The sequence below is a fragment of the Streptomyces sp. NBC_01176 genome, assembly GCF_045039825.1.
Taxonomy (GTDB): Bacteria; Actinomycetota; Actinomycetes; order Streptomycetales; family Streptomycetaceae; genus Streptomyces.
Genome location: NZ_CP108600.1, coordinates 3,536,928 through 3,554,927 on the forward strand (window position 1 = coordinate 3,536,928; position 18,000 = coordinate 3,554,927).

The window sequence follows — 18,000 nt, forward strand, 5'->3', positions numbered from 1 at the left end:
GGCCGAGCACCGCGCGGGGCGTGCAGAATGACAGCCATGACCACGGGTAGTGCCAGCCGCGCGGACGCGAACCGCCGCCGCATCCTCGACGTCGCGCTCGCCGAGCTGCTGCGCGACCCCGACGCCTCCATGGACCAGATCGCACGGGCCGCGGGCGTCGTACGGCGCACCGTGTACGGACACTTCCCGAGCCGCGAGGTGCTGGTCAGCACCCTGACCGACGGCGCCGTGGAGGCGGTGGCCGCCGCGCACGCGGCGGGCCGGGAGGGCGTCGAGGATCCGGCGGAATCGCTGATCCGCTCGACGCTCGCGGTCTGGGAGATCGCCGACCGCTACCGGCTGCTGGTCGCGCTGGCCCAGCGCAGCGTCACGGTGCAGGGCATCCGTGAGCGGCTCACCCCGGTGCGCGAGTCCTGCGCGGAGGTGCTCCGACGCGGCCTGGAACAGGGCGTGTTCGAGTCCCCGCTGCCGGCCCCGGCCCTGGCGTACGTGCACGAGCAGATGCTGTTCGCGCTCATGGAGGCGGTGAACGACGGCCTGCTCGCGGCGGAGGAGGCGGGCCCCTCCGCCGTGGTCACCATGCTGACCACGGCGGGCGTACCCGCCGCCCGCGCCGCGGCTCTGGTGGCGAAGCTGGGCGAGGAGGAGTGAACGAGCACGAGGCAGCCGGCGGCCTGCCTCGCTGACGCACCGAGCGGCCGGGTCCGCGGGGGGAGGACCCGGCCGCTCGGCGGCTGAGGGCGCCGGCCCCGTTCAGGGACGCCCTGTCAGGAGGAGCGTCCCGTCGGGGGGCGCCCCGTCCGGGGGGAGAGCGGGCGCCGGCGCATGGTGGAGCGGCGGTGGTGTCAGGCCTTGGCCAGCTCCTTGTCGCCGCCCTGCTCGGGCAGTCCGGCGGAGACGTCCGCGTCCTCTCCGGAGTCGTCCAGCAGCGTCCGCTCGTCGAACGGCAGCTCACCGGCGAGTACCCGGTTCACCCGCTCCTTGTCGACCTCGCCGGTCCAGGTGCCGATGAGCAGGGTGGCCACCGCGTTGCCGGCGAAGTTGGTGACGGCGCGCGCCTCGCTCATGAAGCGGTCGATGCCGATGATCAGACCGACGCCGTCCACCAGCGCCGGCTTGTGCGACTGCAGACCGCTGGCCAGTACGGCGATGCCGGAGCCGGAGACACCCGCCGCGCCCTTCGAGGCGACCATCATGAAGAGCAGCAGCCCGATCTGCTGCCCGACGCTCATCGGCTGGTCCATCGCGTCGGCGATGAACAGCGAGGCCATGGTCAGGTAGATCATCGTGCCGTCGAGGTTGAAGGAGTAGCCGGTCGGCACGGTGATGCCGACGACGGGACGGCTGACGCCCAGATGCTCCATCTTCGCGATCAGCCGCGGCAGCGCGGACTCGGAGGACGAGGTGGAGACGATCAGCAGGAACTCCCGGCCCAGGTACTTGAGCAGCCGGAAGACGTTGATCTTCGCCACCAGCTTCGTCAGCGTGCCGAGCACGATCACGACGAACAGGGCGCAGGTGATGTAGAAGCCGAGCATGATCGTGCCCAGCGCCTTCAGCGCGTCCATGCCGGTCTCGCCGACGACGGCCGCCATGGCGCCGAAGGCACCGACGGGCGCGGCCCACATGATCATGCCGAGGATACGGAAGACCAGCTTCTGGATGTGCTCGACGCCGCGCAGCACGGGCTGGCCGGCCCGGCCCATGGCCTGCAGCGCGAAGCCCGCGAGCAGCGCGATCAGCAGCGTCTGGAGGACCTGGCCCTCGGTGAAGGCCGAGACGAAGGTGGTCGGGATGATCCCGAGGATGAAGTCGACCGGCCCCTCGGCGGCGGCCTCGGCCTGCGTGTGACCGACGCCCTTCACGGCCTCGGTCAGGTGCATTCCGCTGCCCGGGTGGATGATGTTGCCGACCACCAGGCCGATGGCCAGGGCCACGAACGACATGCAGATGAAGTAGCCGAGCGCGAGACCGCCGACCTTGCCGACCTTGGCCGCCTTCCGCACCGAGCCGACGCCGAGCACGATCGTGCAGAAGATGATCGGCGAGATCATCATCTTGATCAGGGCGACGAAGCCCGTACCGATCGGCTTGAGCTCCTTGGCGAAGTCCGGCGCGGCGAAACCGACAGCGATACCGAGGGCGACCGCGATGATCACCGCGATGTAGAGATAGTGGGTGCGGTCCCGCTTGGCGGCGGGTGCGGCAGGTGCCGTTGGGGTGGTCACGGCTGCCCTCCTTGACGACGTCGTCGGCATCATCCGGCGTGCGGCTCACGTCCGGGGAATCGGGAGACACGCCTCCCGGCAGAACCGGGGGCGTGCGCCCGGGGGATGCGGTGACTATCTCCTGGGATGTGAGGGCGGTCACCCTTCCGTTCATTTAGTTCACGCTTACCGTGCGAGGCAGACTGGCGCCATGCGCCTCCCCCGCGTCCCGAGACCCCGCAGCCTGGCCGGCCAGCTCTTCGCGATGCAGGCCGTGCTCATCGCGGTGCTCGTCGCGGGATACGCGCTCTTCAGCTACGTCAGTGACCGCAGTCAGGCCGAGGAGGCCGCGGGCCGCCAGGCGATGGCCGTGGCACGCTCGGTCGCCGACGCCCCCTCCGTCCGGGACGCGATCCGCACCACGGACCCGACGAAGCCCCTTCAGCCGTACGCCCTCCAGGTGCAGCGGGACACCGGCGTGGACTTCGTGACGATCATGAGTCCGCGGGGCATCCGCTGGACCCATCCCGACGAGACGCTGATAGGCCGCCACTTCCTCGGGCACATCGGTCCCGCCCTGCACGGCAAGTCCTTCACCGAGACCTACACGGGCACCCTCGGCCCGTCCGTACGCGCCGTCACCCCGGTCCTGGACAACGGCCACATCGTCGGCCTGGTCAGCGCGGGCATCAAGGTGGAGGCGATCACCAAACGCGTCCAGGACCAGGTGACCGCCCTGATCGGCGTCGCGGGCGGCGCCCTCGTCCTCGGCGGCATCGGCACCTACGTCATCAACGCCCGTCTGCGCCGCTCCACGCACGGCCTCAACGCGGCCGAGCTGAGCCGCATGCACGACTACCACCAGGCCGCGCTGCACGCTGTACGCGAGGGGCTGCTGATGCTGGACGGGCAGTACCGGGTGGCGCTGATGAACGACGGGGGACGGGAGCTGCTGGGCGTGGGCGACGAGGCGGTCGGCCGTTCCGTGGCCGAACTCGGCCTGCCCGCACCCCTGACCGGCGCGCTGCTGTCGGCGGAACCCCGGGTGGACGAGGTGCATCTCACGGCGTCCCGGGTGCTGGTCGTCAACACCTCCCCGGTCACCGGCGGTGAGCACCGTGGCACGGTCGTCACCCTGCGCGACGTCACCGAGCTCCAGGCGCTGACGGGCGAACTCGACTCCGAGCGCGGTTTCACCCAGGCCCTGCGCTCGCAGGCCCACGAGGCCGCGAACCGCCTCCACACGGTGGTCTCGCTGATCGAGCTGGGCCGCGCCGAGGAGGCCGTCGACTTCGCCACCGCCGAACTGGAGCTGGCCCAGACGCTCACCGACGAGGTGATCTCGGCGGTCAGCGAACCGGTCCTCGCCGCCCTGCTGCTGGGCAAGGCGGCCCAGGCCAACGAGCGGGGCGTGGAACTGGTGATCTCGGAGCAGAGCGGCATCGACGACGGTCTGCTGCCCGCCGGTCTGCCGGCCCGGGACCTCGTGACGGTCCTCGGCAACCTGATCGACAACGCGATGGACGCGGCACAGGGCACGGTACGGGCGCGGGTGACCGTCACGGCCTTCACGGACGGCTCCGGCCTGGTGCTGCGGGTCGCCGACACGGGCGCCGGGGTGGATCCGGCCCACGCGGAGGCGGTCTTCCGGCGCGGCTGGTCGACGAAACCGGCGGGGCCCGCCGGGCGCGGGCTGGGCCTGGCCCTCGTACGCCAGGCGGTGAACCGTCACGACGGCACCCTGACGGTGGCCGAGGCGGCGGGGGGCGGGGCCGAGTTCGAGGTGCGGCTGCCGTTGCCCACCACGGCCGCCGGCGACGGGGCGGCGGGGTCCGGGGCCGCCGCCCCGGACGACCTCGCCCCCGGCCCCGTCCAGCACGCCCTGCCCGGAGGCGACGTATGACCGACCCCCAGCCCATCCGTGTCCTCGTCGTCGAGGACGACCCGGTGGCCGCCGACGCGCACGTCATGTACGTCGGGCGGGTCCCCGGCTTCACGGCGGTGGGCAAGGCCCACACCGGCGCCCAGGCGCGCCGCGCCCTGGACCGCACCCCGGTGGACCTGCTGCTCCTCGATCTGCACCTGCCCGACGTGCACGGTCTGCAGCTCGCCCGCTCGCTGCGCGCCGCCGGCCACCACGCGGACGTGATCGCGGTGACCTCCGCGCGGGACCTCACGGTCGTCAGGGAAGGCGTCTCGCTCGGGGTCGTCCAGTACGTCCTGAAGCCCTTCACCTTCGCCACGCTGCGCGACCGCCTCGTCCGGTACGCCGAGTTCCGCGCGGCGGCGGGCGAGGCGAGCGGCCAGGACGAGGTGGACCGCGCCCTGGCCACCCTGCGCGCCCCGGGCCCCGCGGCCCTGCCCAAGGGGCTGAGCGCACCGACCCTGGAGCGCGTCACCCGCGCCCTGCGGGACTGCGCGGACGGTCTCACGGCGGCCGGGGTCGCCGAGGTGGTGGGCATCTCGCGGATCACCGCCCGGCGGTACCTGGAGCACCTGGTGGACGCGGGGCGCGCGGCACGCGCTCCGCAGTACGGGCAGGTCGGACGGCCCGAGCTGCAGTACCGCTGGGTGAAGGGCTAGTTCCGGATGCGGTCCTCAACAGGGACTTCTCCGGGCTGTGTTCGGTCGCAAGGCGGTGCAAGGTCATTGACCTGGACTAGTCCACGCTCTTAGGTTCACCGGGCAGACAACCCGGCCACCGACGACGTCGGCCAGTAGGAGGTCGTGCCCGTGCGCCCTACCGCCATCCCGTTTCTCCTCGCGACTCTGCTCACCGCGACCGCGCTCAGCGCCTGCGGATCGGGCTCCGGCAGCAGTCCGGACACCGTGAAGATCTCCTTCAAGCAGTCCACGGACAACTCGATCCGCGTCATGGACACCTATCTGGGCCAGATGAAGAAGGAGTTCGAGAAGGCGAACCCCGGCAAGAAGGTGGAACTCGTCCCGATCAAGGCGCCGGACTCCGAGTACTACACCAAGCTCCAGCAGATGCTGAGATCGCCCAAGACGGCTCCCGACCTGGTCTACGAGGACACCTTCCTCATCAACTCCGACATCACCAGCGGCTACTTGAAGCCTCTGGACGCCTATCTCGACAAGTGGCCCGACTGGAACCAGTTCATCGACACGGCGAAGTCCGCGGCCAAGGCACAGGACGGGAAGACGTACGGCGTGCCGGACGGCACGGACACCCGCGGACTCTGGTTCGACAAGGGCGTCTTCCAGAAGGCGGGGCTGCCGTCCGACTGGCAGCCGAAGAACTGGGACGACGTGCTGAGCGCCGCCCGCACGATCAAACAGAAGGTCCCGGGCGTCACCCCGCTCAACGTCTACACGGGCAAGCCGGCCGGTGAGGCCGCCACCATGCAGGGCTTCGAGATGCTGCTCTACGGCACGGGCGACGGAAAGACCGATCCCCTGTACGACACGGCCGCCAAGAAGTGGGTCGCGGGCAGCCAGGCCTTCAAGGACGCGCTCACCTTCGTGGAGACGGTCTACAAGGAGAAGCTGGGCCCCGACGTGTCGGACGCGCTGGACCCGAACTTCGGCACCACCGTCCGCGGTGAACTGCTGCCCAAGGGCAAGCTGGGCATCGACCTGGACGGCAGCTGGCTCCCGCAGGACTGGCAGAAGGGCGCGGGGCACGAGTGGCCCGAGTGGTCCCAGAAGCTCGGCCTCGCGTACATGCCGACCCAGCACGGCCAGGCACCTGGCAAGGTGAGCATGTCCGGCGGCTGGACCTGGGCGATCCCGTCCAAGGCCGGCAACCCCGACCTCGCCTTCAAGTTCGTCGAGACGATGCAGACGAAGGCGAACGCGCAGAAGTGGTACATCGCCAACTCCGGTATCGCGGTGCGCAAGGACGTGGCGTCCGACCCGGCGTACGTACAGGCACAGCCCGGCATCAAGTTCTTCACGGACCTGGTCGCGAGCACGCACTACCGCCCGGCGTACCCCGCCTACCCCAAGGTCTCGACCGCCGTCCAGGAGGCCATGGAGGGCGTGACGACCGGGGACAGCTCGGTGGACAAGGCCGCGAGCGGCTACGACGATGAGCTGAAGACCGCCACCGACGGCCAGGTGGTGCGCAAGTGAGCGTGGGCACGAGGGCGGCACCCGCCGCCCCGGTCGCCGCGAAGACCGTGTCGCCGCGGCGGCCGGGGCGCCCCCGGATCCTGGCCCGTGCGCTGCCCCTCGCGCCGGCCGTGATCCTGCTGCTGCTCTTCCTGGCGGGGCCGATCGCCTACTGCGCGTACATCGCCTTCACCGACCTCCAGTTGACGGGTCAGGCGCACTCCTCCTTCGTCGGTTTCGACAACTTCCGGGCGGCGTTCAAGGACGAGGCGTTCCTGAACGCGGTGTGGCTGACGCTGGTGTTCACGGTGCTGTCGTCGCTCGTCGGCCAGAACACGCTCGGGCTGGCGCTGGCCGCGCTGATGCAGCGGGCGTCCAAGCCGGTGCGGACGCTGGTCGGCGGGATCGTGATCACGGCGTGGGTGCTGCCGGAGGTGGTGGCGGGCTTCCTGCTGTACGCGTTCTTCCGGCGGGAGGGCACCCTGAACGCGATCCTGGACTGGCTCCATCTCCCCACCCAGAACTGGCTGTTCACCCTCCCGATCCTGGCGGTGTCGTTCGCCAACGTGTGGCGGGGCACGGCCTTCTCGATGCTGGTCTACTCGGCGGCGCTGAACGAGATACCGAAGGAGATCACGGAGGCGGCGGAGGTGGACGGGGCGGGCGGCTGGCGCCGGATGTGGCACATCACGCTCCCGATGATCCGCCGGTCGATCGCCACGAACCTGATGCTCAACACCCTGCAGACACTCTCGGTGTTCGGGCTGATCTGGGTGATGACGCGGGGCGGCCCGGGCAACAGGAGCCAGACGCTTCCCCTGTTCATGTACGAGCAGGCTTTCCAGAAGAGCATGATCGGATACGGGACGGCGGTCGCGTTGTTGCTGCTGGTGGTCGGGGCGCTGTTCTCCGTGGTCTACATGCGGCTCCTGCGGACGGAGGTCTGAGATGGCTCTGCTGACGGGGGCCACGCTCAGGTCCCGCCGGGTGGGAAGGCGGCTGGCGGCGGACGCGGGACTCCTCTTCGTGGCCGCGGCGTTCGTGCTGCCGCTGGCCTGGGTGGTGCTGTCGTCGCTGGACGCGCACGCGGATCTGCGGGTGCGGGTCCCGGACGGCCTCACGCTGGACAACTTCGACGCGGTGCTGAAGCCGGACATCACCTTCACACCACTGCTGAACAGCCTGGTCCTGTGCGGCGGGGGGACCGCGCTGACGGTGGTGTGCGCGGCTCTGGCGGCGTATCCGCTCTCCCGGTTCCGCTCGCGTCTCAACCGGCCCTTCCTGCTGACCATCCTGTTCGCGACCTGCCTGCCGATCACGGCGATCATGGTTCCGGTGTACGCGCTGTTCGTGCGGGTGAACCTCATCGACACCGTGCAGGGCACCATCTTCTTCTTCGCCGCCTCCCAACTCCCCTTCGCCATCTGGCTGATGAAGAACTTCATGGACGGGGTGCCGAGGGAACTGGAGGAGGCGGCGTGGACGGACGGCGCGTCGTCGCTGCAGTCCCTGGTGCGGATCGTGCTGCCGCTGATGGGCCCCGGGGTGGCGGTGGTGACGGTCTTCTCGTTCGTGATGATGTGGGGGAACTTCTTCGTCCCGTTCATGCTGCTGCTGACACCGGACCAGATGCCCGCGTCGGTGAGCATCAACGACTTCTTCGGGAACCGGGGAACGGTGGTCTACGGGCAACTGGCGGCGTTCTCGGTCATCTACTCGACGCCGGTGATCCTGCTCTACGTGCTGGTGGCGCGGCGGCTGGGCGGAGGGTTCGCGCTGGGCGGGGCGGTCAAGGGCTGAGCGGGACGCCCGGGGAACGTTCCGCGTCAAGCCCCTGCGGGATATGCCAAACGAAACCGTAGGTTCCTACGATCTGTGATTGTGTCTGAACAGAATGTAGTCAACGCTGCCCCGACCCCATATTTTGTGCGCGTGCAGCGACCGCAGGCCCAACAGCCCACACCGCCCTTCAACGCTCAGGCCGCCCGCAGACTGAGGACGGCACTCGGTATGAGGCCCGAGCACGTCGCCTACGGAATGAGAGCCTCGTACGGGATGCCGTACGTCACGCCCGATCTCGTCGCCGCCTGGGAGCGCGGGACCACCTCCCCGAGCGGACCCGAACTCACCGCCCTCGCGGGGGTGTTGTGGTGCTCGCCGGGAGAGATCATCGGCGCGCCGCGGACCCTGCGCGAACACCGCGTCGCGCGCGGACTCGCGCAGGAGGACCTGGCCCGCACCGTCGGACTCGAACTGCTCGCGTACCAGAGGATGGAGGAGACCGACGAGTGGCGCGGCAGCGAGCGGCAGTCCACCGCCCTCGCCGACGTGCTCGAACTGTCCCTGCGGGACTTCGTCACCGTCACCGGGCGCGACGGCAAACTCGCCGAGCTGCTGCGGAGCGCGGTGACGACACGCTGGCAGGCGTACTCCCGCCCGGTGGGGAAGATGATCCCGCTGGACCGGCGCCTCCTGGAGGACGTCCTCCAGGAGCTGTACCAGGAGTACCAGGGCCAGATGGTCGCCACGCTGAGCTGGGCGGCCGGGCCGGCCGCCGCCGAGGCCGACGACTCGGGCCAGGACTTCCTCGACCGGATCGTCGACCACTTCTGGTCGACGATCCAGAGAGCCGCGTACTGAGAACCGACCGCCCGGAACGCCCCCGCCCGGATCGCCGTGTCACCAACCGGTCGGCGCGCTCCCGGCTCACCCGCCGACTGCCGACCTCACGACAGGGCTGCCGACCTCACGACCGTACTCCCGACCTCACGGCGGGGCGGTCGGCCCCACGCCAGCACTCCCGGCTCCACGCAGGGTGGTCGGCTCCACGCCAGGACGCCCGGCTCCACGGCAGGGCAGTCGGCCCCACGCCAGCACTCCCCGCTCCACGGCAGAGCAGTCAGCCCCCCGCCGGCACTCCCGGCGCCACGTCTTCAAGCCCGGACCGCCGGGACCGCCGGGCCCGGATCCGGCCCCCGGACGCACGGCCGGCTCCACGCCCTCCACGGCCGGACCGCCGACCGTCGGCCGGGAGTCCGTACCCGAGGCGGGACCGCTGGTCCGCCGCCCGGCCGGGGCCCGGCGTACCGGGGCGCGCCGGGACACGCGGGGCCCGGAGGCGCCGGGTCCGAAAGACGTCGGCTTCCCCGCCGGGAGAGGCGCCCGCTAGAAGACCGACTCCGCCTCGTCCATCCGGTCCTTCGGGACCGTCTTCAGCTCCGTCACGGCCTCCGCGAGCGGCACCATGAGCACATCGGTGCCGCGCAGCGCTGTCATCCGGCCGAAGTCCCCGCGGTGGGCGGCCTCCACCGCGTGCCACCCGAACCGCGTCGCCAGGACCCGGTCGTAGGCGGTCGGGGTGCCGCCCCGCTGCACATGGCCGAGAATGACCGGCTTGGCCTCCTTGCCGAGGCGCCGCTCCAGCTCGTACGCCAGCGCCGTGCCGATGCCCTGGAAGCGCTCGTGGCCGAACTGGTCGATCGCGCCATGGCCGTAGTCCATGCTGCCCTCGACGGGGTGGGCGCCCTCGGCGACACAGATGACCGCGAACTTCTTGCCGCGGGCGAAGCGCTCCTCGACCATCGCGACGACGTCGGCCGGGTCGAAGGGGCGCTCGGGCAGGCAGATGCCGTGGGCACCGGCGGCCATGCCGGACTCCAGGGCGATCCAGCCCGCGTGCCGGCCCATGACCTCGACGACCATCACACGCTGGTGCGACTCGGCGGTCGTCTTCAGGCGGTCCATGGCCTCCGTGGCCACGCCCACCGCGGTGTCGAAGCCGAAGGTGCGGTCCGTCGAGGAGATGTCGTTGTCGATCGTCTTCGGGACGCCGACCACCGGCAGGCCCGCGTCCGAGAGCATCCGCGCCGCCGTCAGCGTGCCCTCGCCACCGATCGGGATCAGCACGTCGATGCCGAACTCGCGCGCCATGTCCTGCGCGTTCTCGCAGGCCTCACGGAGCCGGTCGCGCTGCAGCCGCGAGGAGCCGAGGATGGTGCCGCCGAGGGCGAGGATGCCGCCGACGTCGTTCAGGTCCAGGGTGCGGTAGCGGCCGTCGAGCAGCCCCGCGTACCCGTCCTCGAATCCGATGACCTCGTCTCCGAAGGTGGTGACCGCTCGGTGCACGACCGACCGGATCACTGCGTTCAGGCCCGGGCAGTCGCCGCCTGCGGTGAGAACTCCGATACGCATCGTGCTGTGTCTCCTGCTCGCTGCTGGTTCGTGTGAGCCGATCCGATTGTTTCATGACCCCGGGACCGTCGCCGATTCGCCCGAAGCCCTCCGCCCCGGCCCCCCGGGTGACATTCTCGGCCCGTTCCCGGTCAAGGCCCGGTCAGGCTCGATCAGGCCTCTGTCAGACCTTCGCCGGACCTCCTCCGGACCTCGCCAGGAAGTCCGACCTGACGGGCGCCTTATCCACCCGCGGGGGTATTGTCAAGAGGGTTCCGCCCACCCCGGTGGGCCATTTCCCGAGCCCGAAAACGGCACACGAGCCACGAGACCCGACAGCACACCTCACGTCACCGAACACCCCACGCCATGGATGGAGAGCACGCGTGACCCGCAGTGTCTACGTGACCGGGATCGATCGCGGCGACGGCCGCCAGGTGGTCGAGCTGGGCGTCATGGAGCTCCTGACCCGCCAGGTCGACCGGGTGGGCGTCTTCCGCCCCCTCGTCCACGACGGCCCCGACCGGCTCTTCGAACTGCTGCGCGCCCGCTACCGGCTCACCCAGGACCCGGCGACCGTCTACGGCATGGACTACCACGAGGCGTCCGCGCTCCAGGCCGAGCAGGGCACGGACGAACTGGTCTCCACCCTCGTCGACCGCTTCCACCTGGTCGCGCGCGACTACGACGTCGTCCTGGTCCTGGGCACCGACTACGCCGACACCCAGTTCCCGGACGAGCTGTCGCTGAACGCGCGGCTGGCGAACGAGTTCGGCGCCTCCGTGATCCCCGTCGTCGGCGGCCGCGGGCAGACCGCCGAGTCCGTGCGCGCCGAGACGCGCAACGCGTACCGCGCCTACGACGGCCTCGGCTGCGACGTGCTCGCCATGGTCGTGAACCGGGTGGCCCCGGCCGACCGCGCCGGGCTCGGCGAGCGGCTCGACTCCCGTCTCCCCGTGCCGTGTTACGTCCTCCCGGACGAGCCGGCGCTGTCCGCGCCCACCCTCGCCCAGATCACCCACGCCCTCGACGGCAAGGTGCTCCTCGGCGACGACGCGGGACTCGCCCGCGACGCGCTCGACTTCGTCTTCGGCGGCGCCATGCTGCCGAACTTCCTCAACGCCCTCACCCCGGGCTGCCTGGTGGTCACCCCCGGGGACCGCGCGGACCTGGTCGTCGGCGCGCTCGCCGCGCACAGCGCGGGCACCCCGCCCATAGCCGGAATCCTGCTCACCCTGAACGAGCGGCCCAGCGACGAGGTCCTCACGCTCGCCGCCCGCCTCGCCCCCGGCACCCCGGTGATCTCGGTCGCCGGGACGTCCTTCCCCACCGCGGCCGAACTCTTCTCCCTGGAGGGGAAGCTGAACGCCGCGACGCCCCGCAAGGCGGAGACCGCGCTCGGTCTCTTCGAGCGGTACGTGGACACCGCCGATCTGCTCAGGCGCGTCTCCGCGCCGAGCAGCGACCGCGTGACCCCCATGATGTTCGAGCACAAGCTCCTCGAACAGGCCCGCTCCGACCGGCGGCGGGTGGTGCTTCCCGAGGGGACCGAGACACGCGTCCTGCACGCGGCCGAGGTGCTGCTGCGCCGCCGCGTGTGCGACCTGACGCTGCTCGGCCCGGTGGACCAGATCCGCAAGAAGGCCGCCGATCTCGGCATCGACCTGGCCGGCTGCCGACTCGTCGACCCGGCGACCTCCGAGCTGCGCGGCCGCTTCGCCGAGAGGTACGCCGCCCTGCGCGCCCACCGGGGCGTCACGGTCGAGCTGGCGTACGACGTCGTCGCCGACGTGAACTACTTCGGGACGCTGATGGTGGAGGAGGGGCTGGCCGACGGCATGGTGTCCGGCTCCGTGCACTCCACCGCCGCCACCATCCGGCCCGCCTTCGAGATCATCAAGACCAAGGCGGACACGAAGATCGTGTCGTCGGTCTTCTTCATGTGCCTCGCCGACAAGGTCCTCGTCTACGGCGACTGCGCCGTGAACCCCGACCCGAACGCCGAGCAGCTGTGCGACATCGCCATCCAGTCGGCGGCCACCGCCGAGCAGTTCGGTGTCGAGCCACGGATCGCGATGCTGTCGTACTCGACGGGCACGTCCGGTTCGGGCGCCGACGTCGACAAGGTGCGCGAGGCCACGGATCTGGTACGGCTGCGGCGCGACGACCTGAAGATCGAGGGGCCGATCCAGTACGACGCCGCCGTCGAACCCTCCGTCGCGGCGACCAAGCTGCCCGACTCCGACGTCGCCGGGCAGGCGTCCGTGCTGATCTTCCCGGACCTCAACACCGGCAACAACACCTACAAGGCCGTGCAGCGCTCGGCCGGCGCGATCGCGGTCGGCCCGGTCCTGCAGGGCCTGCGCAAGCCCGTCAACGACCTCTCCCGCGGCGCGCTCGTGCAGGACATCGTCAACACGGTCGCCATCACGGCGATCCAGGCCCAGACCCCGGGCGACGGATGACCGCCGCACCGGTCGGGTCGGCCCGGCCCGCGAACACCGGCCCGGCGTCCGGCCCCCACGACGACCGCGAACCCGAACCCGACCCAGAAGGCATCCCCGCAGTGACCGCCACCCGTGTCCTCGTCCTCAACTCCGGCTCCTCGTCGCTGAAGTACCAGCTCCTCGACATGCGCGACAGCAGCCGCCTCGCCACGGGCCTCGTCGAACGCATCGGCGAGCGGACGTCCCGGCTGAAGCACACGGCGCTCACCACGGGCGAGACCCGGGAGACGACCGGCCCCGTCGCCGACCACGCCGCCGCCCTCAAGGCCGTCGCCGAGGAGCTCGGCCGGGACGGGCTCGGCCTGGACTCCCCCGAGCTGGCCGCGATCGGCCACCGGGTCGTGCACGGCGGGAGTTCCTTCACCGAACCGGTGATCGTCGACGACACCGTGATCGCGGAGATCGAGCGGCTGATCCCGGTCGCCCCGCTGCACAATCCGGCGAACCTGACGGGTATCCGTACGGCCCGGTCGCTGCGCCCCGACCTTCCCCAGGTCGCCGTGTTCGACACCGCCTTCCACACCACCATGCCGGAGTCGGCCGCGCGCTACGCGATCGACGTGAGCACCGCCGACGAGTACCGCATCCGGCGCTACGGCTTCCACGGCACCTCGCACGCGTATGTGTCCCGGGAGACCGCGAGGCTCCTCGGGAAGTCGCCGGGGGACGTGAACGTCATCGTGCTGCACCTCGGCAACGGGGCCTCCGCGTCCGCCGTGCGCGGGGGCCGTTGCGTGGACACCTCCATGGGGCTCACGCCGCTGGAGGGGCTCGTCATGGGGACGCGGTCCGGTGACGTGGATCCCGCGGTCATCTTCCATTTGGCGCGCGTTGGCGGGATGTCCACGGACGAGATCGACACTTTGCTCAACAAGAAGAGCGGCCTGATCGGTCTGTGCGGCGACAACGACATGCGGGAGATCCGACGCCGTGTCGACGAGGGCGACGAGCAGGCGCGGCTCGCCTTCGACATCTACATCCACCGCCTGAAGAAGTACATCGGCGCCTATTACGCGGTACTGGGCCGGGTGGACGCGATCGCCTTCACCGCGGGGGTCGGCGAGAACGCCGCCGCGGTGCGCGAGGCCGCGGTCGCCGGTCTGGAGGGGCTCGGCCTGGCGGTCGACGCCGGCCTGAACGCGGCTCGAGGGGACGAGGCCAGAATCGTCTCCCCCGAGGGCGCACGGGTCGCGGTCGCCGTGGTGCCGACCGACGAGGAACTGGAGATCGCCACGCAGACCTACGCACTCGTGGGCGCGTCCCACGACCTCACCTGAGCGGCATCGCGCCCCTTTGTATCTTCCGCCAGACGGAATATTCCGTAGCGAAACAAACCGATAGGATCGCCCCATGCGCCGTTCGAAAATCGTCTGTACTCTCGGCCCCGCGGTCGACTCCCACGAGCAGCTCGTCGCGCTGATCGAAGCCGGCATGAACGTGGCCCGCTTCAACTTCAGCCACGGCTCGCACGCCGAGCACCAGGGCCGCTACGACCGCGTCCGGGCCGCCTCGGCCGAGACCGGCAGGGCGATCGGTGTCCTCGCCGACCTGCAGGGCCCGAAGATCCGCCTGGAGACCTTCGCCGAGGGACCCGTCGAGCTGGTGCGCGGTGACGAGTTCACCATCACCACCGAGGACGTGCCCGGCGACAAGCAGATCTGCGGCACGACCTACAAGGGCCTGCCGGGCGACGTCTCCAAGGGCGACCAGATCCTCATCAACGACGGCAACGTCGAGCTGAAGGTCGTCGAGGTCGCGGGCCCCCAGGTCAAGACGGTCGTCATCGAGGGCGGCGTGATCTCGGACCACAAGGGCATCAACCTGCCCGGCACCGCCGTGAACGTACCGGCGCTGTCCGAGAAGGACGTCGAGGACCTGCGCTTCGCCCTGCGGATGGGCTGCGACATGGTCGCGCTCTCCTTCGTGCGTGACGCCGACGACGTGAACGACGTCCACAAGGTGATGGACGAGGAGGGCCGCCGCGTCCCCGTCATCGCCAAGGTGGAGAAGCCGCAGGCGGTCGCCAACATGGACGCCGTCGTCGCGGCGTTCGACGCCGTCATGGTGGCCCGGGGCGACCTGGCCGTCGAGTACCCGCTGGAGAAGGTCCCGATGGTGCAGAAGCGCCTCGTGGAACTCTGCCGCCGCAACGCCAAGCCGGTGATCGTCGCGACCCAGATGATGGAGTCGATGATCACCAACTCGCGCCCGACCCGCGCCGAGGCGTCGGACGTGGCCAACGCGATCCTCGACGGCGCCGACGCGGTCATGCTGTCCGCCGAGTCGTCCGTGGGCGCGTACCCGATCGAGACGGTCAAGACGATGTCGAAGATCGTCGTGGCGGCGGAGGAGGAGCTGCTCTCCAAGGGACTGCAGCCCCTGGTCCCCGGCAAGAAGCCGCGCACGCAGGGCGGTTCGGTCGCCCGCGCCGCCTGCGAGATCGCCGACTTCCTCGGCGGCAAGGGCCTGGTCGCCTTCACCAAGTCCGGTGACACCGCGCGCCGGCTGTCCCGCTACCGCGCGTCCCAGCCGATCCTGGCCTTCACCACGGACGAGGGCACCCGCAACCAGCTGACGCTGAGCTGGGGCGTCGAGTCCCACGTGGTGCCGTTCGTCAACAGCACGGACGAGATGGTCGACCTGGTCGACCAGGAGCTGCAGAAGCTCAAGCGGTTCAATGACGGCGACGTCGTCGTCATGACCGCCGGCTCGCCCCCCGGCGTCCCCGGCACCACCAACATGGTCCGGGTGCACCACCTGGGCGAGAGCGGCCGCACCGCCTGACCCGCGGTCACCGAACACCACCGAGGGCGCCTCCTGCGACAGGGGGCGCCCTCGGTTCTTCACCGTGGTGCTCCGGCCGCCGGTCCGGGGACCGGAAGTCGTCCTCGGCGCGGTGCTCAAGGAAGAGGGTTGATCATCCATTCCTTCCGTTCGTGCCGGACGTCGGGAATGCCTGAGGGCGCCTCCCGCGTGAACGGGGGGCGCCCTCAGGGTGTTGCGGCTCCCGGAAAGGTCGTGGGCGGGTCCGAGGATCCGCGGGCCGGGGTCGGTTCAGCTGGTGTACTGGTGCAGCCCGGGTACGGTCAGCGTCCCGCCGAACTGCCCGGCCTGCACGACCTTCACCTTGGTGAAGTAGATCAGCGGGATGTTCAGCGGCGGCGGGTTGTCCGGGTCGAACGTGATCGGTATCAGGCCGAGCAGGTTCCCGGAGATGCTCTCCGTGTACATGACCGTCTTGCCGTCGCGGATGGTGGACGTCGTCCCCTTGCCCGCCTGTACGTGGTACGTCTTGCCGGACTGCGCGTCGTTGACCGTCTGGTGCAGGTCACCGATGTCCGTGCCGTCGGAGATCACGTACTTCAGGACCCTCTTGACCTTGCCGCCCGCGGTCTTCACCTTCACCACGCCCTGGTAGTCGGCGCCCTTGAGCAGCAGCGAGCTGGCGTTGAGGTACCACGGGTCGTCGGGCAGCGGTACGGAGTTGTCGACACCGCCCTCCGCGTCCGTGGCGACCGGGCAGTCCGACGGGTCCGTGGTGGAACTCGCGGACGGGCTCGGGGTCGAGGTGGCCGCGTCGGCGGCGTCCTTGACCGCCTTCGTGGTGTCCTCGGCCGCCTTGGTCGCCGTGTCGGTCGTGTCCTTCACGGCCTTCTTGACCGTGCCGGTGACCTTGTCGGTGGTGTCCTTGAGCGTGCCGGACGCGCCCTTGTCCGTGGTGCTCCCGGTCGCGCTCGCCGAGGCGGACGCGGAGGGGGTGGCGGACGGCGCGGGGGTGGAACCCCCGGTGGAGTCACTGCCGCCGGTGAGGACGCCCGTGATCGCGTCGCCGATGGTGCCCAGCAGGCCGCCGCCGTTCGCGGAGGCCGACGGGGTCGTCGCGGTCTTGCCGTCACCGCTGGTTCCGCTGTCACCGCTGCTCTGGGCCGGCTTGCTCGCGGACGGCGTCGGGTCGGACCCGGCCTTGTCGTCGGAACCTGAATCCGACGAAGAGGTCTTGTCCGGGGACGCGCTGGCCGAGGGGGTCGGCTTCGTCGTGCCGGGTGACGCGGTGGAGCTCGCCGAGGAGGAGGCGGAGGGCGTCGGCTTGGCCGAGGCGTCCTTGCCGTCCTTGGCGCCGGTCATGGCGTCGACGCACTTCTGGTATTCGTCCGCCGTCAGGCTCTTGGACGACGCGTGGTCGTCCGCCTGCGCGAGCGTGGGGGTGAAGCCCATGCCCATGAGGACGGCCGTCGGCATCGCCGCTATGGCCACGGCTTTGCCCGCGGGAACATGGAATCTGGTGAACAGGGGCTTCCTGGGGGCCGCGTGGCGCGGTCCGGTTCTCACCCGGGACTCGTCGGCTTCCGTCCCGCGGGTCGCCTCATCAGCCGGCACTGTGCCTCCCGTTCGCCCCGTTGGCGGAGCTCATTCCTGACAGGTCCCTCGGCTCGCGGCCCGTCTCGCCGGCGTCCGCGGGACCCGTGCTGTTCGCGTCGTCCGGGCTGCCGGTGAATTCCGGGGCCTGCGGCGCGTGCGGGGTGTTCGGGGTGTCGGAGGCGCTCGGGGCGCCACCCTGGCTCTTGTACGTCGACCTGCGCTTCTCCTCGCCGGAGTCGCCCGGAGCCCAGGAGACCGCCATCGACCCGCCGACCAGCGCGAACAGGAAGCCGATGAGGAAGCCGCCGAGGTTGGCCACCGGGATGGACACCAGGGCCAGCAGGATCGCCGCGACTCCGGCGAAGGTCCGTACGTGCCGCTGGAACCAGAGACTGATGCCCAGGACGCCGAGCAGCACGCCGATGATCAGGGATCCGGCGCCGGCCGTGGTGGACATCGCCAGCGTCAGATGGCCGACTTGGAGATGCGCGTACGGGAAGTAGGCGATGGGGAAACCGCCGAGCAGGACGAACAGGCCGGCCCAGAACGGGCGTTCGCCCCTCCAGGACCGGAAGTTCCGCCGGAAGACTTGGAGATAGTGCTCGCTCTGCCCGGGTGACTCGGCGCTCATGGAAAACGGCTCCCTGGAACGGCTTGCTGTGAGAAATTCACATACTGCG

Annotated in this window: 14 protein-coding genes; 10 read left to right on the plus strand and 4 right to left on the minus strand. The window is 70.5% G+C overall.

Annotated elements, in window-relative coordinates; translation table 11 throughout:
• The first annotated feature begins 27 nt into the window (after nt 1–27).
• Nucleotides 28–651 (plus strand): TetR/AcrR family transcriptional regulator, encoded by a 624-nt coding sequence (locus OG199_RS14945; RefSeq protein ID WP_405829862.1) that lies wholly within the window; start codon nt 28–30, stop codon nt 649–651.
• A gap of 194 nt (nt 652–845) precedes the next feature.
• Here the strand turns inward: OG199_RS14945 and OG199_RS14950 are convergent, their stop codons facing one another.
• On the minus strand, nt 846–2,261 hold the full coding sequence (locus OG199_RS14950) for a cation:dicarboxylate symporter family transporter (protein ID WP_356804183.1): 1,416 nt from the start codon (nt 2,259–2,261) through the stop codon (nt 846–848).
• 157 nt (nt 2,262–2,418) lie between these two features.
• Between OG199_RS14950 and OG199_RS14955 the strand changes: the two genes are divergently transcribed.
• The 6 genes from OG199_RS14955 to OG199_RS14980 all read left to right on the plus strand — a co-directional run bounded on the left by OG199_RS14955 (nt 2,419) and on the right by OG199_RS14980 (nt 8,924).
• Nucleotides 2,419–4,110: a sensor histidine kinase gene (locus OG199_RS14955; RefSeq protein ID WP_356804181.1), complete on the plus strand. Its 1,692-nt coding sequence runs from the start codon at nt 2,419–2,421 to the stop codon at nt 4,108–4,110.
• On the plus strand, nt 4,107–4,790 hold the full coding sequence (locus OG199_RS14960) for a response regulator (RefSeq protein ID WP_266701440.1): 684 nt from the start codon (nt 4,107–4,109) through the stop codon (nt 4,788–4,790). The genes OG199_RS14955 and OG199_RS14960 overlap by 4 nt, the downstream gene beginning before the upstream one ends.
• 144 nt (nt 4,791–4,934) lie before the next feature.
• Nucleotides 4,935–6,305: an extracellular solute-binding protein gene (locus tag OG199_RS14965; protein ID WP_401799733.1), complete on the plus strand. Its 1,371-nt coding sequence runs from the start codon at nt 4,935–4,937 to the stop codon at nt 6,303–6,305.
• 47 nt (nt 6,306–6,352) lie between these two features.
• Nucleotides 6,353–7,231 carry a sugar ABC transporter permease gene (locus OG199_RS14970; protein WP_351722378.1) on the plus strand — a complete coding sequence of 293 codons (879 nt, stop codon included), beginning with the start codon at nt 6,353–6,355 and terminating at the stop codon, nt 7,229–7,231.
• A 1-nt stretch (nt 7,232) separates the two neighbouring features.
• A complete protein-coding gene (locus OG199_RS14975) occupies nt 7,233–8,084 on the plus strand; it encodes a carbohydrate ABC transporter permease (protein ID WP_153288532.1) in 852 nt (283 codons plus the stop codon).
• Between the two features lie 210 nt (nt 8,085–8,294).
• Nucleotides 8,295–8,924 (plus strand): XRE family transcriptional regulator, encoded by a 630-nt coding sequence (locus OG199_RS14980; protein ID WP_356804193.1) that lies wholly within the window; start codon nt 8,295–8,297, stop codon nt 8,922–8,924.
• 525 nt (nt 8,925–9,449) lie between these two features.
• Here OG199_RS14980 and OG199_RS14985 read toward each other — a convergent pair.
• Nucleotides 9,450–10,475, minus strand: coding sequence for an ATP-dependent 6-phosphofructokinase (locus OG199_RS14985; protein WP_168530304.1), 1,026 nt, complete (start codon nt 10,473–10,475; stop codon nt 9,450–9,452).
• Nucleotides 10,476–10,840: 365 nt separating this feature from the next.
• Here OG199_RS14985 and pta point away from each other — a divergent pair, with 365 nt between their 5' ends.
• The 3 genes from pta (at nt 10,841) to pyk (ending at nt 15,745) form a co-directional block, all read left to right on the plus strand.
• A complete protein-coding gene (gene pta / locus OG199_RS14990) occupies nt 10,841–12,919 on the plus strand; it encodes a phosphate acetyltransferase (protein ID WP_356804177.1) in 2,079 nt (692 codons plus the stop codon).
• Nucleotides 12,920–13,020: 101 nt separating this feature from the next.
• On the plus strand, nt 13,021–14,238 hold the full coding sequence (locus OG199_RS14995) for an acetate kinase (protein WP_401799727.1): 1,218 nt from the start codon (nt 13,021–13,023) through the stop codon (nt 14,236–14,238).
• A gap of 73 nt (nt 14,239–14,311) precedes the next feature.
• Nucleotides 14,312–15,745 (plus strand): pyruvate kinase, encoded by a 1,434-nt coding sequence (gene pyk / locus OG199_RS15000; protein WP_266701436.1) that lies wholly within the window; start codon nt 14,312–14,314, stop codon nt 15,743–15,745.
• A 270-nt stretch (nt 15,746–16,015) separates the two neighbouring features.
• On the opposite strand, the gene OG199_RS15005 is transcribed toward pyk, so the two are convergent.
• Together OG199_RS15005 and OG199_RS15010 are read right to left on the minus strand one after the other, a co-directional pair.
• Nucleotides 16,016–17,338, minus strand: coding sequence for a hypothetical protein (locus OG199_RS15005; RefSeq protein WP_401799724.1), 1,323 nt, complete (start codon nt 17,336–17,338; stop codon nt 16,016–16,018).
• Nucleotides 17,328–17,951 carry a DUF6114 domain-containing protein gene (locus OG199_RS15010; protein ID WP_405829867.1) on the minus strand — a complete coding sequence of 208 codons (624 nt, stop codon included), beginning with the start codon at nt 17,949–17,951 and terminating at the stop codon, nt 17,328–17,330. Before OG199_RS15010 ends, OG199_RS15005 begins: the two co-directional genes overlap by 11 nt.
• Between the last annotated feature and the right edge of the window lie 49 nt (nt 17,952–18,000).

Bases quoted from the DNA above. Each gene is read 5' to 3' on its own strand.
- OG199_RS14945 (WP_405829862.1), top strand. From the start codon at position 28: ATGACAGCCATGACCACGGGTAGTGCCAGCCGCGCGGACGCGAACCGC.
- OG199_RS14950 (WP_356804183.1), bottom strand. From the start codon at position 2,261: ATGATGCCGACGACGTCGTCAAGGAGGGCAGCCGTGACCACCCCAACG.
- OG199_RS14955 (WP_356804181.1), top strand. From the start codon at position 2,419: ATGCGCCTCCCCCGCGTCCCGAGACCCCGCAGCCTGGCCGGCCAGCTC.
- OG199_RS14960 (WP_266701440.1), top strand. From the start codon at position 4,107: ATGACCGACCCCCAGCCCATCCGTGTCCTCGTCGTCGAGGACGACCCG.
- OG199_RS14975 (WP_153288532.1), top strand. From the start codon at position 7,233: ATGGCTCTGCTGACGGGGGCCACGCTCAGGTCCCGCCGGGTGGGAAGG.
- OG199_RS14980 (WP_356804193.1), top strand. From the start codon at position 8,295: ATGAGGCCCGAGCACGTCGCCTACGGAATGAGAGCCTCGTACGGGATG.
- OG199_RS14985 (WP_168530304.1), bottom strand. From the start codon at position 10,475: ATGCGTATCGGAGTTCTCACCGCAGGCGGCGACTGCCCGGGCCTGAAC.
- pyk (WP_266701436.1), top strand. From the start codon at position 14,312: ATGCGCCGTTCGAAAATCGTCTGTACTCTCGGCCCCGCGGTCGACTCC.
- OG199_RS15010 (WP_405829867.1), bottom strand. From the start codon at position 17,951: ATGAGCGCCGAGTCACCCGGGCAGAGCGAGCACTATCTCCAAGTCTTC.